21 protein-coding genes are annotated in these 23,611 nt (G+C 38.1%); 6 read left to right on the plus strand and 15 right to left on the minus strand.

The features are described from left to right. Positions 1 to 56: 56 nt before the first annotated feature. The 3 genes from LVD47_RS08710 to LVD47_RS08720 all read left to right on the plus strand — a co-directional run bounded on the left by LVD47_RS08710 (position 57) and on the right by LVD47_RS08720 (position 4,481). The gene (locus LVD47_RS08710; protein WP_236975320.1) at positions 57 to 2,429 is read left to right on the plus strand and encodes a TonB-dependent receptor; all 2,373 of its coding nucleotides are present in this window, start codon (positions 57 to 59) and stop codon (positions 2,427 to 2,429) included. A 22-nt stretch (positions 2,430 to 2,451) separates the two neighbouring features. Then, a complete protein-coding gene (locus LVD47_RS08715) occupies positions 2,452 to 3,699 on the plus strand; it encodes a DUF4374 domain-containing protein (protein ID WP_236975321.1) in 1,248 nt (415 codons plus the stop codon). A gap of 80 nt (positions 3,700 to 3,779) precedes the next feature. Further along, positions 3,780 to 4,481, plus strand: a complete 702-nt coding sequence (locus LVD47_RS08720) for a hypothetical protein (RefSeq protein ID WP_236975322.1) — start codon at positions 3,780 to 3,782, stop codon at positions 4,479 to 4,481. Between the two features lie 527 nt (positions 4,482 to 5,008). On the opposite strand, the gene LVD47_RS08725 is transcribed toward LVD47_RS08720, so the two are convergent. After that, positions 5,009 to 5,407, minus strand: a complete 399-nt coding sequence (locus tag LVD47_RS08725) for a hypothetical protein (protein ID WP_236975323.1) — start codon at positions 5,405 to 5,407, stop codon at positions 5,009 to 5,011. 351 nt (positions 5,408 to 5,758) lie between these two features. Here LVD47_RS08725 and tsaE point away from each other — a divergent pair, with 351 nt between their 5' ends. Beyond that, positions 5,759 to 6,184 carry a tRNA (adenosine(37)-N6)-threonylcarbamoyltransferase complex ATPase subunit type 1 TsaE gene (gene tsaE, locus LVD47_RS08730; protein WP_236975324.1) on the plus strand — a complete coding sequence of 142 codons (426 nt, stop codon included), beginning with the start codon at positions 5,759 to 5,761 and terminating at the stop codon, positions 6,182 to 6,184. Further along, positions 6,181 to 7,377, plus strand: coding sequence for an alanine dehydrogenase (locus LVD47_RS08735; protein ID WP_236975325.1), 1,197 nt, complete (start codon positions 6,181 to 6,183; stop codon positions 7,375 to 7,377). The genes tsaE and LVD47_RS08735 overlap by 4 nt, the downstream gene beginning before the upstream one ends. 117 nt (positions 7,378 to 7,494) lie before the next feature. On the opposite strand, the gene purN is transcribed toward LVD47_RS08735, so the two are convergent. The 13 genes from purN to LVD47_RS08800 form a co-directional block, all read right to left on the minus strand. Further along, positions 7,495 to 8,073, minus strand: coding sequence for a phosphoribosylglycinamide formyltransferase (gene purN, locus LVD47_RS08740; RefSeq protein ID WP_236975327.1), 579 nt, complete (start codon positions 8,071 to 8,073; stop codon positions 7,495 to 7,497). After that, positions 8,074 to 8,982, minus strand: a complete 909-nt coding sequence (porD, locus tag LVD47_RS08745) for a type IX secretion system protein PorD (RefSeq protein WP_236975329.1) — start codon at positions 8,980 to 8,982, stop codon at positions 8,074 to 8,076. 1 nt (position 8,983) lies between these two features. Further along, complete coding sequence (gene coaBC, locus LVD47_RS08750; protein ID WP_236975331.1) at positions 8,984 to 10,192, minus strand: bifunctional phosphopantothenoylcysteine decarboxylase/phosphopantothenate--cysteine ligase CoaBC; 1,209 nt, start codon at positions 10,190 to 10,192, stop codon at positions 8,984 to 8,986. 42 nt (positions 10,193 to 10,234) lie between these two features. After that, on the minus strand, positions 10,235 to 10,576 hold the full coding sequence (locus LVD47_RS08755; RefSeq protein ID WP_236975333.1) for a DNA-directed RNA polymerase subunit omega: 342 nt from the start codon (positions 10,574 to 10,576) through the stop codon (positions 10,235 to 10,237). A gap of 3 nt (positions 10,577 to 10,579) precedes the next feature. Beyond that, positions 10,580 to 11,425, minus strand: a complete 846-nt coding sequence (locus LVD47_RS08760) for an outer membrane protein assembly factor BamD (RefSeq protein WP_236975334.1) — start codon at positions 11,423 to 11,425, stop codon at positions 10,580 to 10,582. A gap of 126 nt (positions 11,426 to 11,551) precedes the next feature. Then, positions 11,552 to 13,051: a GH3 auxin-responsive promoter family protein gene (locus tag LVD47_RS08765; RefSeq protein ID WP_236975335.1), complete on the minus strand. Its 1,500-nt coding sequence runs from the start codon at positions 13,049 to 13,051 to the stop codon at positions 11,552 to 11,554. An 81-nt stretch (positions 13,052 to 13,132) separates the two neighbouring features. Continuing rightward, on the minus strand, positions 13,133 to 13,786 hold the full coding sequence (locus tag LVD47_RS08770; RefSeq protein ID WP_236975336.1) for an outer membrane lipoprotein carrier protein LolA: 654 nt from the start codon (positions 13,784 to 13,786) through the stop codon (positions 13,133 to 13,135). Positions 13,787 to 13,983: 197 nt separating this feature from the next. Further along, positions 13,984 to 15,645 (minus strand): ribonuclease Y, encoded by a 1,662-nt coding sequence (gene rny / locus LVD47_RS08775; protein ID WP_236975337.1) that lies wholly within the window; start codon positions 15,643 to 15,645, stop codon positions 13,984 to 13,986. Between the two features lie 95 nt (positions 15,646 to 15,740). Further along, positions 15,741 to 16,034, minus strand: coding sequence for a cell division protein ZapA (locus LVD47_RS08780; protein WP_236975338.1), 294 nt, complete (start codon positions 16,032 to 16,034; stop codon positions 15,741 to 15,743). Positions 16,035 to 16,041: 7 nt separating this feature from the next. Next, positions 16,042 to 16,347 (minus strand): hypothetical protein, encoded by a 306-nt coding sequence (locus LVD47_RS08785; protein WP_236975339.1) that lies wholly within the window; start codon positions 16,345 to 16,347, stop codon positions 16,042 to 16,044. Positions 16,348 to 16,358: 11 nt separating this feature from the next. Next, complete coding sequence (pheT, locus tag LVD47_RS08790) at positions 16,359 to 18,782, minus strand: phenylalanine--tRNA ligase subunit beta (RefSeq protein ID WP_236975340.1); 2,424 nt, start codon at positions 18,780 to 18,782, stop codon at positions 16,359 to 16,361. 169 nt (positions 18,783 to 18,951) lie between these two features. Next, positions 18,952 to 19,779, minus strand: coding sequence for an Omp28-related outer membrane protein (locus tag LVD47_RS08795; protein ID WP_236975342.1), 828 nt, complete (start codon positions 19,777 to 19,779; stop codon positions 18,952 to 18,954). Between the two features lie 18 nt (positions 19,780 to 19,797). Next, entirely contained in the window at positions 19,798 to 21,399 is a 1,602-nt protein-coding gene (locus LVD47_RS08800) for a DUF6029 family protein (protein ID WP_236975343.1), read from the minus strand. 83 nt (positions 21,400 to 21,482) lie between these two features. On the opposite strand from LVD47_RS08800, the gene LVD47_RS08805 reads away from it, so the two are divergent. Further along, positions 21,483 to 21,992, plus strand: a complete 510-nt coding sequence (locus LVD47_RS08805; RefSeq protein WP_236975344.1) for a TlpA family protein disulfide reductase — start codon at positions 21,483 to 21,485, stop codon at positions 21,990 to 21,992. Here LVD47_RS08805 and LVD47_RS08810 read toward each other — a convergent pair. Next, positions 21,973 to 23,598 carry a M1 family metallopeptidase gene (locus tag LVD47_RS08810; protein ID WP_236975345.1) on the minus strand — a complete coding sequence of 542 codons (1,626 nt, stop codon included), beginning with the start codon at positions 23,596 to 23,598 and terminating at the stop codon, positions 21,973 to 21,975. The genes LVD47_RS08805 and LVD47_RS08810 overlap by 20 nt on opposite strands. Between the last annotated feature and the right edge of the window lie 13 nt (positions 23,599 to 23,611).

Consider the following 23,611-nt stretch of genomic DNA (forward strand, 5'->3'; position numbering starts at 1 on the left):
AACTGTATGACTCATCCTGAAGACAGGAACTTTTTAACCAGTCAAATTAAAAAGTAATGCAATATAAAAAATTACTATTGCTAGGCATATGTTGTGCCCTTTCAATTTTCGCATACTCACAGAATACGGCTGTTTCCGGCCATATCACAGATACAGAAGGCAATCCAATAGTAGGTGCTACTATTTTACTCCAGGAAATTTCCAAAGGTGGTTCTAGTGATAGTAAGGGTAATTTTTCTATTAAAAATCTATCTCCCGGGATATATACAGTTGAAGTCCGTTACATAGGATATTCTCCTAAGATCAAAAAGGTAAACCTGAAACGCAATCAAACCCTGAAACTTGACTTTCAACTTTCAGAGTCTGCGTATGGATTGGAGGCAGTTACAATTTCCGCTAAATCCAAGGCTAAAATCACTAAAGAACTGGCCTATAACGTAGATGTAATAGATACCAAACAGCTTCAGAACTCCACGCTGGATATAGGTCATGCCCTGGACCGTATATCCGGGGTACGAATACGGGAAAGCGGAGGTGTAGGCTCCAGAATGAGTTTTTCGCTCAATGGATTTACCGGCAAGCAAGTAAAATTTTTTATCGATGGAGTCCCCATGGAAAATTTTGGATCTTCCTTTCAACTCAATAATATCCCCGTAAACCTGGCTCAGCGTATCGAAGTATACAAAGGGGTTGTCCCTATTTGGTTGGGATCAGATGCCCTGGGGGGAGCGGTGAACATTGTCACCTCAAAGGCTCCCGGCAGCTATATCGATGCATCCTACTCATATGGATCTTTTAATACCCACAAATCCGTAATAAATGCAGAATATGTAGGTAAAAATGGATTGATAGCCCAAATCAATGCATTCCAAAATTATTCCGACAACAATTACAAGGTCAATGTCGATGTCGCAGATATAAATACGGGTAAATATTACCCCGAACAGGAGGTGCGCAGATTCCATGATTCATACCACAATGAAACACTTATTGCCAAGATAGGGGTCGTCAACAAATCATATGCCGACCGGATGCTATTCGGAGTCACACTCGGGCAAAACTATTCAGAAATTCAAACCGGTGCCCGACTGGTAAGCGTATTTGGCGACTGGCATAGAAAAGGCAACATCGTCATGCCTACTTTCAAATATAAAAAGAATGATCTGATACTCGACGGCCTGGACTTGACATTAAATGCCAATTACAATCTCGGGAAAGAACAAAACATAGATACGGTGAACCGCAGATATAATTGGTTTCAGGAATACAGACAATACGAAGGCGAAGGTAGCGAACGGTCCCGATCACTGTATAAATACAGCAACAACACCGGGGTAATTACTGCCAATGCCAACTATCCGATTAACGAAAGGCATTCCATTTCAATCAATTCGGTATTCAATTCATTCAACCGTAAGGGAAGCGATGAATTATATCCGAAGAATGATAATTATGACCAACCGCGAAAAAGCATTAAAAATATAACTGGACTTGGATACAAATATGAAATAAGTGAAAAATGGAGTACTTCCGTTTTTCTCAAACATTTTCACCAGAGCAACAAGTATTCCCAATCATACAATCCAACAGGTAATTGGGGTGATTTGGCTTACTTAAATCAGGTAAATACATTCAATACTATCGGTTACGGAATCGCTTCCACTTACTTTATTAATGAAATAGTTCAGCTAAAGGCATCCTATGAAAAAAGCTACCGATTACCTGAAACCGATGAATTATACGGGGATCTGGTCAACTTACAGGGTAATATAGAACTCGATCCGGAAAAAAGCGACAACTACAATCTTGGAGCACAATATTTTCTCGACCTCAATCCTCACAACCAAATTACTATCAACGGAAATATTATTTACAGGGATGCTCGTGATTTTATCCGCCCCAGATTGAACAACAACCAAACTATGCAAGTCATGGACAATTTGTTCAATGTGACTAATCTGGGATTTGACGGAGAGATTCGGTATTTTTTTAATGACCTGGTATCCGCCGGAATGAACCTCACTTATCAAAACGTAAGAAATGATACAAAATACGAAGAAGGGCAGAGTGTGGAAAGTGTGGTATACAGAGATCGAATTCCCAATATGCCGTTCCTCTTTGGCAATGCTGACGTTTCCTTATTCCTCGATGATGTATTCGCCACAGGGAATACCCTTACTGTCGGATACAATATGCTGTATGTACATGCTTTCTACCTGTACTGGCCAAGTCTCGGTAGTGACAAACTGGATATCCCGGAGCAAATATCTCACGATATAAACGTAACCTATTCAATACAAAACGGGAAGTATAATATCACAGCTGAATGCAGGAATATTACAAACGACAGATTATATGACAATTTCAGCCTTCAAAAACCCGGAAGAAGCTTCAGTGTCAAATTACGCTATTTTATAAATAATTTATAAACCAATTAAATACAATTCAATAATGAAATTTTCTAATCGTTTATTACTATCAGTCATAGGCATTAGTCTCCTGGGATGGGCCTGTGATAAAGAGGATCCAATAGAACCAGGTGAAGAGGGTGATCCAACAGGGTCATCATCAAAGTACATCATAGCATCTTCTCCCATTGCATCCGAAGGTGTGGCAGACTATCTTCTCACATCGGATGATCTTACAGAGGGCACGGTCAGTACGGTAGGAAATGGAAAAGAACAAGATGGGACATACCGATATTATGTAACCAACAAAAACAAGTTTTTCAGTTTGTTGTACGGGCAAGGCAACCCTGGTGCAGTTACAACTTATGACCTCAGTTCAAGTGGTGAGTTAAACGAACTGTCTGATTTCCAATCCGAGACTGTCCAGGCCTTTGCAGCAGTAAAAGACGATATACTAATGGCTAAAATACCAAGGTCCGGAGATGAAAATGCATTGTGGTACCGCCTCAATACAGAAAGCATTGAAATAGTCGACGACGGTCAAATTAACGTTGTAGAATTAGCCGGTAACGGGGAGAGAGCTCATTTTACGTGGCTTACCCAGGTGGGTGAAAAAGTATTTGCACCCTATATGAGCATCAAAGGGTGTTGCGACGATATATTTGGCACGCAATATCCTGACAGTGCCTGGATAGCAGTTTATTCATATCCCGACATGCAATTGGAAAAAGTAATAACTGACGACAGGACCAGTTTTATTGGAAGATATTTCACGAGCGGTATAGAAGAAGTGGAAACCGGAGATGTATATGCATTCTCCTCCGGGGTAGCTACCAACAGTGGACAAAATACATCTTCAAAACCTTGCGCTATTACCAGGATTCCAAATGGCACCACGGAATTTGATTCGGATTATTTCTTTAATATATCTGAAGCTTCGGATGGATATTATTTAACCACCAAGACGTATGTTGGAAACGGGAAATTTGTATTGACAATGCATAAAGAAGAAGAAAAAGGAGCCTACACAGTTGGTAAGGAATTTGCTATTGCCGATGTTTACAACCAAACATTTACCTGGGTAACCGGCACTCCGGCACCAGAAGATATACAACTTGTGACACAGAGGAATAACTATTCTCCATTGGATGGACAGTTTGCTTATGTGGGAATTACTACAGACGAAAGCAGCTATATATATGAAATAGACGCCATAAATGCTACGGCCAGGCAAGGCCTGGAAGTAGAAGGCGGACAGATTACTGCCATTAGTAAATTGGAGTCGAATTAAAGTATTCGAATTCACAATGTAGCCGGGAGGAATATTACTTCCGGCTGCATTTTTATCTAATCTAAAACACTAGTTTTTCCATGAAATATTTAATTACAACACTTTTGGCATTCGGTTTTGCCCTTCATATTAATGCCCATGCGCTTTTAATTAAAACCGCCCCTGAAGGGGAAATTGGTCGGGAGCATTCCGTAGAAGTCCTATACGAAGAATTTGCGGATGGATCAGTAGAAGAAGTTGAAGACTGGTATTCCGATGTAGGTGATTTTACCCTTTGGCTAATAAATCCAAAAGGTGAAAAAACTCAATTGGATTGTAAAGAGTCTATAGACCGTTATACAACCTCTTTTGTTCCTACCATAGAAGGAACGTATAAATTGATGGTAAGCCACGAGGCAAAAGACCTGGGAGGAACAACCAAATATCAATTCAACGCCCAGGCAATTGTCTTGGTAAGTCACAAAAATATTGACGCCAACTTTGATACCGAGTTAAGTATTGAAGTACAATCACTCAAAAATAAAGCAAAAAAAGATATCAACATCCGATCACTTTTTCAGGGCACACCAAACTCCGATGTACAAGTAACTGTGTTCTCCCCATCTGGTTGGAATAAGGTATTTACTCCAGATAGCAATGGTAACATACATTTCAAACCACTTTGGAAAGGTAACTATATTATTGAAGCTACTCACTACAACGGATCTGAAAGCGGGACCCACCACGATAAGGAATATTCATCGGTATGGAGGTGCACCACGATTCAAATCCCCATACAATAAATCAACGATTGTTTTTTCACAAATTCGGAATTTTCTCTATTAGATTGGCCAATCTCACCCAACTAATGGTGGGGTTGGCTTTTTCCTTTTTCCCTTATGAGTTTGACAACCATATTATACTGTGGCAATCATAATATCCGGATGATTACAAATAAAATCCTTGTAGACAAAATGAGAATTACATTCTCCTTTGGTACCATCCGGAATAAATCATATTTTCAAAAAAAGCAACTTACGTAATAAAAACGATGTACAGGTAGCACCCTAAAACAATCAAGTCCACCATATCAGGGTCAACCTAGTAACAGCAATATTTTCTGCATTACTATTATTCCCAAGAGATCACATTGTAGCATAGACAGATATATCTAGACCCTACATTTTGTAAAAACCCCAAGCACACAATATTGGAATTCAAAATTATTTCATACAACTTCCCATTCAACTGTTTCCGCGAGCTCAATGCTAATCAGATCTCACGATCTATCTTGTTGCTGAAAATATAAATGTAATAGCATAAAATAGCCTCAATCTACTTTTTTGTAATATTGAATGTATTTAACTTGTTCACCCTTGGGCGAAACATCAATTTTTGTCAATTTCATTTCTCCTGAATCAAGAACTTCGCGGATCACCATAGATTCGACCTGATCATCCTTGAATTTAGAAGTAGTAAGAACATTCTTCCCCCGGAACTTCGCTACCAATTTTGTATCTGAGCTAAATTCCCTTCGCGGTATCCCATCAGCCTGGACTGTATAGCCGATAAAACCGCTTTTATTGTCTGTGGTGACCCATTCTGACTGGATCATCATTTTGTTCTTTTCTACTTTTTTTATTGTATAGGTATTATTTCTTCGGATTGCTTTGATAGGTGCCTCAGTTTTCTCAGGCATCATTTCCCATTTACCAATTAATTTTTCCATGTGAAAAAAAATTTATATAGCAAACAACAATATGTTACTCACTGAATTATTGGGTAATATAACTAATTATTTTCAAAAAATACAATTATAAAACGGTGAATTCGGGCTATTGTTTCAATCCTAATTCAAAACTTTTTCTTAAATTTTATAGGTATATTTTAAAGTTGTATTTACTACATACCGGGTGTTATTCTTATCAATAATATATTCCCCAAAAGGTTTTACCCGACAGTTGGAATTCTCAAAAATGATCCCTCAAATCTCTAATAATTAATAATTATAATTTGTACCTCTCAATAAATACAACTATTATTTTTTATTTTGCGTTAGAAATTTAAAATACATTTAGCGGTGGAGCAATGGGTAGTAAATAAAGAGGAGGATTACAAAGATATAATGCCGGAAGTAGCTGAATTTATTGTATCCTCTAAAATAGTATTACTGAACGGGGAAATGGGTAGTGGCAAAACTACTTTCGTCAGGCACTTAAATCAATTTCTGGGAGCAGACCAGGCTTCTAGTCCAACCTTTAGTATTGTCAATCAATACCAATACGACAACGGTATTATAAACCACTTTGATTTGTATCGATTAGAACGAGCGGATGAATTATCCGAAATTGGATTTGAAGAATACCTTGAATCTGGCAATCTATGCCTAATAGAATGGCCTGCTTTAGGAAAAAACTATTATCCTGAAAATACAATTATTATTGAGTTTTCAATCATTGATAAATCTACTCGTAAATTAGTTCTTAACTCAAATATATTCAAATGAGTTTTGCAGTTGAATCCAAATGGAAAACCCAGGAAGAAAAGCTCGATATTCCTACCAAGCGCAAAAGATGGTATATCGGACTCCCCTTATCTGAAAACGGAGAAAACAGGGTAGGCCTTATTCCATCTGCCGTCAGTATCCTTACCTCAAGGGGGTTTCGAATTATCCTGGAAAGTGGAGCGGGTGAAAAAGCAGGTTATTCCGATCGCGATTTTGCTGAATCAGGATCAGACATTGCTTATTCCAAAGATGAAGTTTACAAAGCGGATATTATCCTGCAATGCTCCCCCCCGACCTTGAATGAAATCAATAAGATGAGACCGGGCCAAATGTTAATTTCACCCCTCCACATCGGATCTGTGCAATTTGATTTAATAGATGCGATGAAGAAAAAACGGATTGTTAGTCTGGCCATGGAGTATATGAAGGATCCCAGTGGTACATTTCCAATTGTCCGGATACTAAGTGAACTTGCAGGAACAAGCGCTATATTAAAAGCCGGACAACTTCTCTCCAATGAGAGATATGGAGCAGGTATATTACTCGGCGGAATATCAGGGGTGTCACCGGCAAAAATTGTTATTCTCGGGGCAGGAGTCGTTGCAGAATATGCTATTCGATCGGCATTAGGGCTAGGCGTCTCCATTCAAGTTTTCGACAATAATATTTCTAAATTAATGAGGCTACAAAATATTTTAGGTCAGCGATTGTATACCTCTACCTTAGACCCAGAAATCCTGGAAGAAGAATTGGTTAAAGCCGATGTAGTTATAGGAGCCATTCACTCAGATAATGGAAGGACTCCAATGGTTGTTTCAGAGGATGTGGTAATGAAAATGAAAAAAGGAGCTGTAATTGTGGACGTAAGTATTGACCAGGGTGGTTGTTTCGAAACTTCCGAAACAAGGAATCACGAGGACCCTTTTTTCGTAAAACACGGTGTAATTCACTATTGTGTTCCAAATATTTCAGCTCAATATCCGAAATCAGCTTCAAAAGCAATTAGTAATATTTTCAGTAGTGTATTCACAGAGGGTGGTAATTCGCACAACCTTGAACAATTCATCCTCAAATCCAAAGGGCTGGCCCATGGTGTTTACATGTACAAAGGAAGCCTGACCAATGAATACATAAGCTCCAAGTTTGGCCTAAAATATACAGCACTTGAATTAATTCTATCAGACGATTTATAGTAACTACCAGACTTGGATAATTATTCAGGATTCTGACCGCTTGAGATAGAGAGATTATACTTTGAAAACCAAATACTTTGTGATAATGTAGTACATTTTGAAAGGAAAAAGTGCATACTAGGCTCCTTTGTTGGCAACAAGGTAATTGATCACCATCGGAAAATATTTGTGCTCTAATACCTGAACTTTTCTTTGAATTTCTTCAGGGGAATCATCCTCATCTATTGTACACCGGGCCTGAAAAATAATTTCTCCATCATCATATATTTCATTTACCCTGTGGATGGTTATCCCCGAATCCGGCTCATTATTACTATAAACGGCCCTGTGAACATTCATTCCATACATCCCCTTGCCTCCATACAACGGTAACAATGCAGGGTGAATATTTACTATATTATCCCCAAAATGCTTAATTAAATACGCAGGTATCATTTGCAGGAAGCCGGCTAATACAATAAAATCAATTTTATAATCATCAAAGACTGGCAACACAATATTTTTCTTTTTCCAATCCTTCCTGGATATGTGCACAAAGGGAACTCCATATTTTCTAGCCCTGATCTGCACCCCTGCTGTAGAATTATTAGTTAGGACAGCAGCTATCCTACCATGTTGGGAATTCTTACTGAAATATTCCATAATCTTTTCAGCATTACTTCCGGAGCCTGAAGCTAGTATTGCTATATTTTGCATTTATCTAATGAGCTTATCGTATTTTTGAGTATTGCCCGCATCCATATCCCGAATCATATTAAATACTTCTATCTTTTCGGCACGCTGACTAACAGCAAAAATTTCATTCAGCTCAAGGGCTTTTGAAAGGAAAAAAATGTTAATAAACATAGAATTTGGCTCTGCACTATTCGCTTCCTGCATACTGTGCAAAGCGGCTTTTATTTGGGTTCTTCCTGAAGTCATATCACCTTGCATCATATCCAAACCGAGGCGGTGGTAATCATACATAGCTTTTCGGACTGGTCGCAATCCCGGATCCAGAATTTCCTGAATTAACCTGGCTCTATTTCTCGAACTACCGGTTTGGGACCACCCTGACTGATCCCCACTCTTCAAAGAATTTGGAATGCGCTGTACTATGGTCCTGGCCTTATCAAAATTTTCATCTCCTCCATACAAAGAAAAGGAGTCTCCATCCAAACCTAAAATAATGAAAGCGTAATACGCGAAAATCGCTGATAGGTTGTCATTAAAAGAATTCTCGTTATAATTTATTGGGCTGGATTGATCATAAGAAAAAGCAACGTTCGGGTCCCTGAAATTAATTAAAGTTGTTTCATAATCACTTCCATAAACTGGTCTCCGGGCCAGGATATCCATTTGAGCAGAAAATGATGTTGCAGATTCCTCCTTGGTTATAGTAAGATTTATGCTCCCTTTGATCTTTTCAAAATCTTCATATTCACTCCCCGTCCAGGCTGTATTATTAATAAAATTGTTTAGCTTGGTCTCCAACCCATCAAATACAGATTTTTCAACGTTTAGTAAATTTGGTGTATTGACTGTAACAGTCATCTGAAATTCCTGTGCACCTACATTCAGTGAAATCAGGAGTGATAAGCACAATAAAACCTTACTTATATTCATATTACTGTAATCTTTTTTCGGTTTCCATGACTATATCCAATGCCACTTCATTTTTTGATTTAAGGTCGAATAATTCCTTTTTCCCATTCGCATGCAAAAAGGTCACTTTATTTGTCAGGTGACCAAACCCAGCACCCTGATCATTCAATGAATTAAGTACAATCCAATCAAAGTTCTTCTTTTTTAACTTGGATTTCGCATTTTTTATTTCATCACTGGTCTCCAAAGCAAACCCGACCAGTATTTGATTATTGATTTTGGCCTTGCCTAATTGATGGGCAATATCTTTCGTCCTGTCTAATTGGATGGACCATTCACCTCCTTTCTTTTTTACCTTTTCCTCAAAATACTGGCCAGGGGTATAATCAGCGACAGCTGCAGCCAATATCCCTACATCCATCTCCGGCCAGAGCTCTACAGCTTTATCATACATTTCTTTTGCAGAAACAACAGAATGCACCTTAATATCTTCATATTCAGGAAAATGTTGTACGGGACCTGCGATCAAATGAACTTCCGCCCCATGGAGGAAAAAAGCTTCTGCAATGGAAACCCCCATTCTTCCGGAACTCCAGTTCCCAATAAATCGAACAGGGTCAATGGATTCATAAGTAGGTCCCGCAGTTACCAAAACCTTTTTTCCTGAAAAAGTAGCTTGTTTATGAGCTAAGCTTACAACAATATTTCTGAGTATTTTTTCAGGCTCCGCCATCCTACCATTACCCGTTAATCCACTTGCCAATTCACCATAACCTACATTAATAATTTCTACCCCATCCTTTTCCAACTGAAAAATATTCCTTTTAGTAGTAGGGTGTGCCCACATATCCAAATCCATGGCGGGTGCAGCCATCACCGGACACCGCGCAGATAAATAACAAGCTAATAACATATTATCACACCTTCCTGTACACATTGAAGCCAAAGTATTGGCTGTACAGGGCGCGATAACAAAAATATCAGCCCAAAGTCCCAACTCTACGTGGTTACTCCAGCTTTCTCCGTCTGAAATTCTATGGAAAACTTCATTATTACTCAGCGTAGAAACCGAAAGCGGCGTAATGAATTCAACTGCAGAAGGAGTCATAACCACTTTTACTTCCGCTCCTGCTTTCCGGAGATCACGAATTAATAACAATATTTTATAAGCTGCAATACTACCGGTTATACCCAATAAAATCCTTTTATCCTTGAGTATTTCACCTTTCATAAATGAACACATTTAAAAATTCGAGTACCGCAGTAATACGTATTAGTCTTCTTCTTGATTTTCTGAGAGGTCCTTTACCTGAATTTCACCGGAAACAAATTCCTGTGTAGCTATAATTGCTGGGTTTGGAAGCTTTTCATAATACTTAGAAATTTCAATTTGCTCTTTATTCTCCTGTACTTCTTCTATCGTATCAGAAGTAGTAGCAAATTCTTCCAATTTTTCACGTAATTCGTGTTTGATACTCTTTGTCAATTGATTGGCTCTTTTAGAGATAACCACCAACGACTCATAAATATTCCCCGTATCCTTTATTAACTCCTTGACATTTTGTGGTTGTGCACTAGGTTCAAATCCCTGCACCCTTGATCTGATATCACTCATAAATTACAATTCATTTAATTTTTTAGTACTAACTTCCATATACTTTTGGACTTCACTCTCATGTTTACTTTCCGGATAACGCTTTAGAAACGCTTCTGCGAAAGAATTAGTTTTAGTGTAGCGTTCTTTTTGCTTTTCATATACACTATTAACAGCCAGCAAATAAGAACTTTCCACAATCATAAAACGCAATTCCTGAGCGTCTTTAGTTTCAGGGAAATCTTTTAACAGATTATCCAAAACCTGTATCGCTGCTTCATATTGTCTCAAATCCCTATACAATTCTGCCTGTGCCAATCGCTTCTCCTCAAGTTTTTTTCTAAGATCATCAATCAACTTATTGCTTTCTTCTACCCGGTCGCTCGTAGGAAATGTATTGACAAATAGCTGAAATGACTCGATCGCCTTATCCGTATATTCCTGGTCAAGCCGATAAGTCGGTGAAAGTAGGTAATAAGAATAGGCAGCCATAAAATCAGCCTCCTCCCTAAAATCCGAAGAAGGAAATGTGGTGCTGAAGGTTTCAAACAAGTTAGCAGAAGAAATATACAATCCCTGATAATAATTAGAATATGCATATTTAAGATATAAATCCTCACCTTTTTCCGTCCCTCTGTAAGAACTCAGAATAATTTCCATCAGCGTTTGTGCTTTGGAATAATCTTCCATTTCATAATATTCCATGGATTTATCATAAATCTTTTCGGCATCACCACTCGTACGTACCTGTTCAAATTCTGATTTACAAGATACTAAGGCAGCCATCAGACCAATAATAGCTAAACTTCTAACGATCAATTTGTAATGAAAAAAAATCATAGTGCGCAAAGGTAAGAAAATTTCTTTCAAAGTTGGTAGTTTTTATACGTCGTGCCTCGTAAATCAAATTCCGTATCGTATGACAATAAATTATCATCGCTACATACAACGATTTCTTCAGGAGTTAATCATTAATTTCATATTCATTTAACGTAGTCATAACGATCTGAATTCATATAATGCATCCGCAATTCCACGATCGTTAGATAGTCTCGGAACTTTATTTTGTCCTCCTAGTTTTCCTTGACTTTTCATATAGTTTCGGAATGCTGAAGGCTTCATTCTAACAATTTTTAATGGTTGTAAAATTCTGCCTTCAATGAGATCTTGATAATACACATTTTGTTTCACCATCTGATGGTTCAGTTCGGATTTAAATGATTCCAGATTTTTGGGTTCAGCACCAAATTCTATCAACCATTCATGAAACGGTAATCCTTCAGAGGGATTGACCTGGGGAGATACGGTGAATTCAACAATCTCTGCAGGAATTTTTTCACAAGTCGCATTAAGAGCTTCTTCCACTTCCTTACCGATTACATGTTCTCCAAATGCCGAAATAAAATGTTTGATTCTTCCGGTAACGACTACTCTATACGGACTTTTGGATACAAAAGAAATGGTATCTCCTATGTTATATCCCCATAAGCCGGCGTTACTATTCAATATAAGGACATAATTGGTATGAAGTTCTACTTCATCCAACATCAGCCGAGGTGGATCTTTATCAAAAAATTTATCTGCGGGAATAAATTCAAAGAAAATTCCTGAATTCGTATTCAGTAACATTCCGCTATGAGGAAATTGATCCTGAAAGGCAATAAAACCCTCAGAAGCGGGATACGTTTCGACACTTGGAATAGACTTCCCCACCAAGGATTCTAGTTTTTGCCTGTATGGCTCAAAATTCACTCCGCCGTACACAAAGACGGAATAATTAGGAAATACTTCAAGGACATTATCTTTACAAGTTCTCTCCAATAGCCGTTCATAATACATCTGTACCCAGGGCGGAATTCCAGAAATCAACCTAAGATCCATGTCTTTGGTCTCTTCAACGATCTGATCTACCTTTTCTTCCCAATCTTCAATACAATTAGTTTCCCAGGAAGGAACCTGATTTTTTTTCAACCAATTAGGTACTTCATGGTTAACGATTCCCGAAAGTCTCCCAGTTAAAATACCATTGACTTTTTCAAGTTCCGGTGACCCTGATAAAAAAATCATGTTACCGTCTAAAAAAGACTTTTCCTTTGTCTTAATCAAATAATGGAATAAAGCATTTCTCGCTGTATTGAAGTGATTGGGCAATGACTCCTTTGTTATAGGAATATATTTTGCTCCGGAAGTAGTACCCGAAGTCTTGGCTAGATATACAGGTTTTTTCGGCCATAAAATATTAGGTTGCCCTTCTTTCACCAATTCAAAATAAGGACGAAGCATCTCATAATCTCGGACTGGAACAGACTGTTTAAAATCCGAATAATTTTTTATTCCCGAAAAATGGTGTTCCCTGCCAAATTTGGTAGCTAAAGCTTTTTTGACAATTTCTTCTCTTATTTTATGCTGATCGGCTATAGCATTTATAGCCATTTTATCTATTTCTTTCGATATGTAATTTGCAAACGGCCAAAGCAAAATCGACTTCCAACCCATACTCGTATTAACATTTTGTCAAAACTAAGGAACAATGCCCCATTTAATATTTATGCTATCGGAAAGCTAGAATTCCAAATTTTAGTCAATTCTCAAATCCTCAATATAAAAACCTTTAAAATTTTCAGCATTCCATTCCACAGAATTTTCAACCAAGTTAGCAGAAAATGAGGAATTTTTCACTGTCAACTGGAATCTACTACCATCCCTGGCAAAAACTTCAATATACTTAAGGAGATTTGAATCCTTTTCTTTTGTAATCCTAATTTTAAAATATTCACTGCTTTTATCTTCGGGAATTAATTCAATAATTCGAAGACGGGAACTACCTGGATTAAGAGAAGACTTATCGAAATACCGAAATTCATTTTCATCTAAATATTTCAACACACCAGATGGCGTGGAAAGTTCAGCTCCCTCTTCTTCTACCGAAGTAATCTGTACTTCCTGATTCTCTTTAAATACTGTCCACTGTGATTTATGGTCAGAATAGATTTCATACTCGTCGAATACGACTCTAAAGGTATTATCCTGTTGGTAATAAGAACCATTATACAAGGTGGGTTTCTGTTCAGGATACACCACTTTTAGCTCAAATTCCATCTGTAAGTGTGGGGCAGTATTATATTTTTCAACTAATTGATCTATTTCATGCTTTAAAGCCGGATCGTCTTGGGCTACAGCAAAGTTGACCAAACACAGATAAATAATAAGGGATTCTAATACCGCTGTCATAATGTTTTCAATTTAGTCATTTGACGAAATGACATCCTGTTTTGTACAATAATTAGAGGCATTTAACGGGAAAATAACATCTTCAAGTATCTGCCCAGTCATGAATCAAAAAATCCCCGACAAATTACAACCAAAAATTGTATTCTGACGGGGACATCTTTATGAGCCAAAATTCTTTGATAATTACTTTGATAATATTATTTCGCTACAGCCACAGCCCTCTTTTCCCGAATTACAGTAACTTTAATCTGTCCCGGATATTGCATTTCTTCCTGAATTTTTTCCGATATCATAAAAGATAGATCATCGGCATAATCATCAGTAACCTTTTCACTTTCCACAATCACTCTAAGCTCTCTTCCGGCCTGCAGGGCATACGCCTTTTGCACACCGTCATATGCCATCGCCAGATCTTCCAGCTCATTTATTCTTTTTAGGTAACTTTCAAGAATTTCCCTTCTAGCCCCGGGACGCGCACCAGAAATAGCATCACAAGCCTGTACAATAGGTGAAAGAATATTGTTCATCTCAATCTCATCGTGATGCGCACCAATCGCATTATTAACATACGAATGTTCTTTATATCTTTCTGACATTTGCATACCTACCAAGGCGTGGGATAGTTCCGTCTGCTCTTCCGCGACTTTTCCTATATCGTGGAGTAAGCCTGCCCTTTTCGCAAGCTTTACCATTTTCTTGGGCAACCCAATTTCTGCAGCCATTAAGGCACACAAATTTGCTGTTTCTATAGAGTGTTTTAATAAATTCTGTCCGTAAGATGACCTGAAACGCATTCTACCAACCATTCTCACCATCGCCGGGTCAAGTCCGTGAATATCCAGATCTATAACCGTTCTTTCCCCAATTTCTTTGATTTGTTCCTCCAGCTGTTGTTTGGTTTTAGTTACAACCTCCTCAATGCGTGCCGGGTGAATTCTTCCATCAGCTACCAGTTTCTTTAATGATAATCGGCATATTTCCCTTCGAATAGGATCAAAACTCGATATTACAATAGCTTCAGGGGTATCATCCACTATAATTTCGGCTCCGGTAGCTGCTTCTAAAGCCCTAATGTTACGGCCTTCCCTACCAATTATCTGTCCCTTGATATCATCGGAATCAAGATTAAATACGGTTACTGTATTTTCTATTGTATATTCCGCGGCCATTCGTTGAATACATTGAATGACCAATTTCTTTGCTTCTTTGTTCGCGGTTGATTTGGCTTCCTCGAGCCTTTTCTTTACCAGTGCCATAGCTTCATTCTCAGACTTGGCTTTAACAGCTTCCAGAAGCTGATCCTTTGCTTCACTTTCAGAGAGTTTGGCGATACTCTCCAATTTTTTGATAAACACTTCGTTGGACTGGTCGAGCTCTTCCCTCTTTTTGGCAATCACTTTCATTTGTTTGTCCAGGTTCTCTCTGATAACCTGTACTTCCTGTTCCAATGCTTCCAATCCTTCTGTTCTCTCTTCTAATTCCTTTTTGGAACGGCTAATATCTTTTTCTTTATTTACTACCTCTACCTCTCTTTCTTTTAGTTCAATCTTTTTCTTGGCCCTGTAGTCATCATAGTTAGATTTCAGATTAGCAAATTTTTCTTTCGCTTCCTGAATTTTCTTTTGTTTGATTGATTCATTCTTACTTTCTGATTGAGAGTTTATTTTATCAGCTTTTGTTTCGGCTTCATCTATAATTCTTTTTGCTGATAACCGCGCCTCCTGAATTACGAGGTCGGCCTTTTTGTTCATTTCATCAACCTTATTTTTTTGATTTTTTGTCAAGAAAGTCCGGATTATAAAGTAACCCGCTATAATTCCCACCAAAAGGCCTCCGACCACACTTAATATGATATCCATATACTGTATTTTAAAGTTAAAAAATACAACAGGATCAAAAGGAATTAAAAAATCAAAACAGTACTTACCATGGTTTTATACGTAAAAGATCAAATCTATTTTAACAGTTTCTCCAGAAGTTCATCCACCTGATCAAAATCATTTTTCAGCTCTTCCTGATCGGGATAATTCTTTCTTTCGGTCTCCCGTTCAAATGAAATTGCCAATAATGTCATAGCCAATGCCTCTGCCAGATCTTTCCCCGGGTAGCGCATTTGGATTTCCTTGAGTTTTGTATTGATCTTTTCTACCACTTCCTCGACTTCCATCTCTTCACTGGGAGTCACTTTAACCGGTATATTGATACCTCCGATTACTACATTTAAACTTTTGGTGTTGTCGTGTGACATAATAGATTTATAATTTCTCCAAATCTTCTATGCATTCGCCCAGTTGTTCTATATAGTGATCTAATTCACTTTTCAACTTCTCTACCTCTTCTCCGTTACCGTCTGCATTTGTTTTAATTTCTTCTTCTCTTTCTCCTCTGTTCTCTAATTTATTATTTACAAAGTTATTATTTTTATTCTTTTCCAATTGCTTTTTTAAACGAACATTTTCAGCCAGGAGTTGCATGTTTTGCCTTTTCAGAAGACTCATCTTCCCTCCGACTTGACGCAACTTATGATCGATTTTACCAATTCTATCCCTTATGGTTTCCATTTTCCTCAATTTTATCTTAGTTCGATACCATAATTTTTCTGTAATTTATTTAAAATTTTTTGAATTATAGCATCTACTTCTTTATCACTTAAAGTCTTATTAACATCTGAAAACACCATTTTTATTCCATATGACCGCCTACCTTCTCCCAGATGTTCAGGATCCTCATACACATCAAAAAGTCCCACTTCTTTAATAAGTGACTTCCCTTGCTTTATTACGACTTTTTCAATATCAGCATAGCTCACCCCTGTAGGAGTAATTAATGCCAAATCCCTATCCATCACCGGAAATCGACTTACCGGTTCAATCTCTTGCATCGGTTTCGATGCACGGACGACCTCATCCCAGTGAATATCTCCAAAAAAGTGAGAAACATCAATGTCTATATTTGGGAAATAACTGTAATCCAATTCCCCAAATTCAGCTAATACCCTGGGGCCCCTGTGATACCTCATTCCATACTTAAATCGGTCCTGATCCGTTTCAGAAACCTGATATCCACTTATATTCAATGCATCAAAAACACGATTGATTACAGACTTTAGCATATAAAAATCCCCTTTAATACTATCGGTTGCCCAACTACCCGAAACAAAGTCTCCTGCCAGTGATATTGAAAGGTGTTTCTGTTCAATAAATTTGTCATCAGAAAACTTATAAGTTGACCCAAATTCATAAAACTTCAAATCTCTTATTTGATGTTTTACATTATAATCCACTATATTAATCGAAGACGAGGCCATATCCGGTCGCATAATTTCTAGATCCCTGTTGGAAGTATTATTAATTACTACATTCTCATTTTCCTGGTCTTCGGGTAAATAAACGGTAGGGACTAATGACAAGGCCATTGCTTCATTCAAACCCATTCCCGTCAATAGGGCCGAGACCCGATCCCTGATAATTAGAGAATGGTCTTTTTTACCGCTATTTAGGGCAATCGACAAACGACCGTCCACGGGTATACGGTTATACCCATAAATCCTTAATATTTCTTCAATCACATCCGCCTCACGCGTTACATCGGTTTTGTCAGTAGTTACTGCTACATTCAAATAATCTTTATGCCTCTTGGTGATTTCCATATCCATAGCTTCCAAAATCTGAAGAATTTCTTCTTCAGGAATTTCAAACCCGGCAATTCTCCGAATCTGTGCCAACCTCACCTTTACTACGGTAGGATAAATAGGCTCTGGGTAAACGTCTGATATTTTTGAACTAATTTTTCCGCCTGCATATTTTTTTAATAATATTGAAGCCCGCTTAAGTGCATATTCGGTAATTGAGGGATCGCTCCCCTTTTCAAATACCTTGGCAGCATCAGTCCTCAGATTGTGGACAGTACTTGATTTTCGGACAGATTCCGCAGAAAAGTGTGCCGATTCAAGGAAAATATCCCTGGTATTATCTTTGACACCAGATTCCTTTCCACCATAGACTCCTGCCAAACACATAGGCTCCTCCTCCGAATTACATATCATTAAATCTTCCGACTTAAGTTCAATTTTTTCACTATCGAGAGTAACAAATGGGGTCTTTTCCGGCAATGTCTTTACATAAACCTTACTTCCCTTTAACTCCCTTAATTCAAAAGCATGTAACGGTTGTCCCAGTTCATGAAGGATAAAATTTGTTATATCTACAATATTGTTCTTGGGCCTTACACCAATGGCCTTTAATCGTTCTGCCATCCACTTTGGAGAAGGCCCAGTCTGTAAGTCACTAATTGTCACACTTGAATACCGGGGACATAATTCAGGGTCCTCAACAGAAACCTTTATATCATGCTTTATCTCATCGTGTTTAAATAATACGACTTCCGGAATTTTTACAGTATAATTCTTTTTGTGAATAACAGAGAGAGCGGCTGCCAAATCTCTCGCTACCCCCAGGTGGCTCGTAGCATCCGAACGATTAGGGGTCAACCCGATTTCATAAACAAAATCCGTATTAATCTCAAATATTGATGAGGCAGGCTTTCCCACTTTTACGTTTTTATCCAAAACAAGAATTCCTTCATGAGAACCACCCAGACCTATTTCGTCTTCTGCACATATCATTCCTTCGGAAACTTCACCCCGAATTTTACTTTTTTTAATGGTAAAAGATTCTCCCTCCATTGGGTGCAAAACGGCTCCTACAGTGGCTACTATTACAATCTGTCCGGAATCAACATTAGGGGCTCCACAAACGATTGGTAATAATTCGGATTCTCCGATATCTACTTTTGTAACTTTTAAGCGATCCGCATTGGGATGAGGTTCGCATTCGACCACCTTTCCGGACACAAGACCTGCCAATCCACCCGGAATACTCTCTACTTTTTCCAATCCCTCTACTTCCAATCCAATTTCTGTCAATATCTCTCCCAATTCATGTGGTGTCTCTTCAAAATCCAGGTAATCTTTGAGCCAATTATATGAAACTTTCATTTATTACAAATCAAATATTGTCAAAAAATTAATATCAAAATTATACATCTATTTATGCTTTCTTATTACATTTTTTAACCAAAAAAATTCGTCTCATTACGTTATTAATTATTTTCTTGATTAAAAGCATAAATAATAATCGCTAAAGATATTGAATTTGTATGGAGATTCAGGGATAGTTATACGCTTTTTCTACCTGTAAGACTTTATCGTCCCTGGTAATAAAAACTATTAGCGAGGTATTTTGAGGAACCTCTATGTTATCATACGATTTCAAATCTAAGGTGATTGAATCGGTGTACGTTTCCAAAATATCAAATGAATTGCCCAGTATTTCCCCATTTATCGGCGTAATTATTTGTTTTAAAACATGATTATGTTCATACTTTTCTACCACACCATTATCATCCCTGAGATCTGCCTGGTAATCTATTAAACCATCCTCCAAAAGGTAAATATTGGTAAAAACCGGGCCATCCATTTTTTCTAAAAATAATAAATTATAAATTAACTTAACGTGTTCGTCTGCCGTAATGACGGTTTCAAGGTTAATTTTGATTTTCGGCTCAACCGATAATGCATTGGAAATCGATGATGACCATGTATTTGATAATTGTGGATAACCGTCACCTTGACTCGCCTTGGTCCTTTGAATTATAGCAGCAGGATACCCCAGAGGACTTCCCAGTTTCTGCAATAATTCAACAGTTTGGTCGGTTTTAAAATCATATTTGCTTTCAGAATAAGGGAATGAAAAACTTCCCGCATGAAAAGTCACCACTACCAGAGAACTATCAAATTCCTTTTGTAATGCATCCAGTAAACGGGTGCCATCAGGACAGTTTGGACAACGAACACCACTAACCTCTTCCACCAGCACCTTTTGAGGACCGGATTCCGGACGGATTAAATCGTATTCAACTTTGTCATCACAACTTGTGAGAATGATGAAAAACAATAGGAAAAAAGCAACTAAATTCGATATTTGTTTATTCATTTCATTTCCTGTAATTACCTAAAATCGAGTTTGTACAGATACTTTTACGCCACTAAAAGCCGGTTCATATCGACATATTCCACCGGAACATACGTACCCTTCCAACTGCTTCACAAAGTTCAACCCGTATAACCCATTACCTCCCCTGTAAAAAAATCCTCCCGAAGGATAAAAAAGCGATGCTTTCTGTTCGTACATACAAGAAAGGTTAAACGTCCACTGGGAAGATAGTGCATATTCCATACCTACAAAAAACAAGTTCCCCTTATCCTGCTCAGTTAATAAACTCTGGCTTTCAATTTTCAGACTTTGGTCACCTTTTATCCTCTTGTAGAACTCAACATAGGGTATCCAACTTTGAATCCGTAAATTCCCTCCCTTACCCTCATAGATCGATTGGTTGTAATCCTGGTACATTAATCCACCTACCCATTTACTACTTTCATCCCTGTGTTCCCACTGCAAGTCATATTCCTCATATAGTCGCGAATTATCCAATTTATAAATGAGGGTGTTGCTCCACTGAAACAAGTGTTTTTTTAACGGGTACGTTATACCCATTTGCAGGGATTTTTCACCCAAAAACTGGGTAGCGGGTATATAACGTGCCTTTAGACGGTAAGTTTGAACCCTTGCCATTGGTGGAATGAAATTCAGATCATTTCGGTAGTTGAAACTAAACGGATCTGATTTGTTAATAAAACGATCGATGTATTTCCCCTCTAGTTGAAAAGAAATTTTTTCAAAATCCAGTCCGAATTGTGTGTAAAAAGCCTTGCCTGTTTTCGTTTCGAATCGTCCCAGAACATTCTCTCCACTTCCCAACGTTCTCAGTGATTCGGAATTATAAAAAGGGTCGTGAAATTTCATACTATATTCTAAAGCCCAATTAAAAACCCCTGCAGAAAGGTCATTAAAAAAAGTAATGGCCTGGGAACTGCGATACAATTCAACCCGATCCTCCGGAAAATAATATTGCACCTCATCCACCAAATCATTAATCATTGATTGATCCAGAAATTTAAAACTTCCCCCCGCACCTGTACTTAAGTAAACAGACCCAATTTTCCAGTCATTCCTGTATTCTCCACCTGCATTCCAGAGGGGTTCTAAATGAAACAAGTCCTTGGGTTTGCCCCCGAACAACATGAGTTTCTGATTCCGAGGAAGGTATACTTCTCCTTTAACACCCAAAATTGAATTGTCAATAAGAAGATTGAGATCGCGATATGACCGCATGATAAGACCGTTGCCAATTTGCCCATAAAAATGTCCCCCTTCTATGTTAAAATTATCACCGGAATACCGAACATTAAAGTAACCTATACCATATTTTGTATAGACGTCTTCGGGGTTTAGTAATATACTATGATGATACCCGTCCAGACGGGTACTGAACTGCCAATTTCTATAATAAGCATTAATATCCAACCAGGCATCCCCACCCCATTTTTTATCTTCATAAAAAGGGGTCGCCGATGCCCCTATTTTTTCATCTTTGATGGCAAAATTTAAATTGGAGACAAAAAGTCCATTAATTGCCAGTTCTTTTTCATTGTCTTGACAAACCAATACATTCCAACATACTATAAACCCTATTGAGAGTAACGTTTTTTTCAAATCCCAAACTTTTCTGTCAGTTAAACGTATTTAATTAATGAGCCATTACTATTTTTATTAAAAAATCTATCTATTTTAGATATATGAAAGTTATTCAACTCTTGTCAATCTTTTCACTCGCAATATTTGTACCTTTTTTTTCGGGAGCCCAATCTTCAGCGTTCAACCACCTCCAATTAAAAGACTTAAAGGGCAGTAGAACTACCCTCGAAAAATCTTTACCGGAAGATAAGTATGTAATATTGAGTTTCTGGGCTACCTGGTGCGGTCCCTGTAAAAAAGAACTAGATGCTATCAAAAATAATTACGCTGACTGGCAAGAAAAATACAATGTAGAACTCTATGCCATTAGTACGGATGATGCACGAACAGCCGGAAGGGTAAAAAGCATGGTAGCTCAAAAGAAATGGCCTTATGAAGTATTGCTTGATCCCGAGGGCCAAAGTAAACAAATATTTAACTTTCAAAGCATTCCGTTTACCGTTTTACTCAATAAAGACAGGGAAATTGTATATTCACGGATTGGGTATTCCAATGGCGACGAAAATAAAATAGAGGAAAAGTTGGCTGAGCTTAATCTCCCGTCAAATTAAACGAAGCTACGTAAAAATTGGGATCCACCTCAAACTCCCCTTCCAAAGGAATTGATTGCCAACGTGTCGAGGCATCATCAAGCCAGATTTCATCCTCCCCCTGAATTAACCGGATGGGCATTCCAAATCCGGGAACCACATTGTCGTATTTATACATAAGATTTCCATCGTGGATTCTGTAGGAAAATATAGGTATCCTGTAATCCCTCAGGTATTGGTCAAAAAAAGAAGTCAAATCCACTTTTATCTGATCATTGATAAAAGCTTCTACCTCTTGTGTGGTTACCGTCTGATGGTAAAATTCCTTATTCAGTCCTCTCAATACCTCCCTCCATTTCTCATCGTCATTAACTATTTGTCTAAGGGTATGCAAGATATTAGCCCCTTTGAAATACATATCTCTTGAACCTTCTTGATCCACGCCATATTTCCCGATTATTGGCCCGTCATTCACGATACTGGATCGCATACCTAGTACGTACTCCGAACTCGCTTCTTTACCAAAATGATAATCCAAATATAAATTCTCCGAATACGTGGTAAAACTCTCATGGATCCACATATCCGCCACATCTGCATAGGTAATATTATTGGCAAACCATTCGTGACCCGCTTCGTGAATAATTATATAATCGAACTTCAATCCCCAGCCACTGCCACTGAGATCACTTCCTCTGTATCCATTCTCATATCCATTCCCATAGGTCACTGAACTTTGGTGTTCCATACCCAGGTAAGGAGCCTCCACCAATTTAAACCCATCTTCGTAAAAAGGATATGGACCGAACCAATGTTCAAATGCATCCAACATTTTGGGAACTTGCTGAAATTGAACTTTTGCTTTCTCCAGATTATCCCTCAATACATAATAATCACAATCCAATTCTCCTTTCTCTCCGTTATATACCTCATCAAAATGTACGTAATCACCGACATTGATATTGATTCCATAATGGTTGATAGGGCTTCCCACAAACCAATGAAAAGTTCTGGTTCCATCCGTATTTTCGTCTATACCCCTCAGACGGCCATTGGACACATCCATCAAATCTTCAGGAACTGTCACGCTGATTAACACACTATCCACTTCATCTTTGGGGTGGTCTTTACACGGCCACCAAATACTGGGACCGTCCCCCTGGCAACTGGAAGCGACAAACGGATTACCGTTTTCGTCTTTGCTCCAGGTTATTCCCCCACTCCAGGGTGGATTCGTACTTTCATGCGGAACACCGCTATAATAAACTTTCAACTCATTCACCTCACCGGGCTTTTGCTCTTCTGTTAAATGAATAAAATAACTAAAGCCCTTAACAGAATAATCCAACTCTGCTCCTTGTTGCATTATTCTTTCAATTTCCAACGGTTTCTGTAATTCAATCTGCATAACATCATGGGTTTCCAGTACGGTATATTGGATAAGTACTGAACCATCCAGTGATTTTTCCTTGGGATCTACTTCTACATCCAGGTGGTAGTAATTCAAGTCCCACCACGCCCGTTCCGGCGTATAAGCACCGTATATTGTATCCAATTCCGTAAAATGTGTCTCTTGAGCTGTAGCTAGTTGAAATGCCAGAAGAAAGAGTATAATTATTTTTTTCATGTAGTTTTTTTAT

The sequence above is a fragment of the Membranihabitans maritimus genome, assembly GCF_021729145.1.
Taxonomy (GTDB): Bacteria; Bacteroidota; Bacteroidia; order Chitinophagales; family Saprospiraceae; genus Membranihabitans; species Membranihabitans maritimus.

Coding starts and splice junctions, on each gene's coding strand:
- LVD47_RS08715 (WP_236975321.1), top strand. CDS start 2,452: ATGAAATTTTCTAATCGTTTATTACTATCAGTCATAGGCATTAGTCTC.
- LVD47_RS08810 (WP_236975345.1), bottom strand. CDS start 23,598: ATGAAAAAAATAATTATACTCTTTCTTCTGGCATTTCAACTAGCTACA.
- LVD47_RS08785 (WP_236975339.1), bottom strand. CDS start 16,347: ATGGAAACCATAAGGGATAGAATTGGTAAAATCGATCATAAGTTGCGT.
- LVD47_RS08795 (WP_236975342.1), bottom strand. CDS start 19,779: ATGAATAAACAAATATCGAATTTAGTTGCTTTTTTCCTATTGTTTTTC.
- LVD47_RS08720 (WP_236975322.1), top strand. CDS start 3,780: ATGAAATATTTAATTACAACACTTTTGGCATTCGGTTTTGCCCTTCAT.
- LVD47_RS08725 (WP_236975323.1), bottom strand. CDS start 5,407: ATGGAAAAATTAATTGGTAAATGGGAAATGATGCCTGAGAAAACTGAG.
- LVD47_RS08765 (WP_236975335.1), bottom strand. CDS start 13,051: ATGGGTTGGAAGTCGATTTTGCTTTGGCCGTTTGCAAATTACATATCG.
- LVD47_RS08735 (WP_236975325.1), top strand. CDS start 6,181: ATGAGTTTTGCAGTTGAATCCAAATGGAAAACCCAGGAAGAAAAGCTC.
- pheT (WP_236975340.1), bottom strand. CDS start 18,782: ATGAAAGTTTCATATAATTGGCTCAAAGATTACCTGGATTTTGAAGAG.
- porD (WP_236975329.1), bottom strand. CDS start 8,982: ATGAATATAAGTAAGGTTTTATTGTGCTTATCACTCCTGATTTCACTG.
- purN (WP_236975327.1), bottom strand. CDS start 8,073: ATGCAAAATATAGCAATACTAGCTTCAGGCTCCGGAAGTAATGCTGAA.
- LVD47_RS08805 (WP_236975344.1), top strand. CDS start 21,483: ATGAAAGTTATTCAACTCTTGTCAATCTTTTCACTCGCAATATTTGTA.
- coaBC (WP_236975331.1), bottom strand. CDS start 10,192: ATGAAAGGTGAAATACTCAAGGATAAAAGGATTTTATTGGGTATAACC.
- LVD47_RS08755 (WP_236975333.1), bottom strand. CDS start 10,576: ATGAGTGATATCAGATCAAGGGTGCAGGGATTTGAACCTAGTGCACAA.
- LVD47_RS08780 (WP_236975338.1), bottom strand. CDS start 16,034: ATGTCACACGACAACACCAAAAGTTTAAATGTAGTAATCGGAGGTATC.
- LVD47_RS08770 (WP_236975336.1), bottom strand. CDS start 13,786: ATGACAGCGGTATTAGAATCCCTTATTATTTATCTGTGTTTGGTCAAC.
- rny (WP_236975337.1), bottom strand. CDS start 15,645: ATGGATATCATATTAAGTGTGGTCGGAGGCCTTTTGGTGGGAATTATA.
- LVD47_RS08710 (WP_236975320.1), top strand. CDS start 57: ATGCAATATAAAAAATTACTATTGCTAGGCATATGTTGTGCCCTTTCA.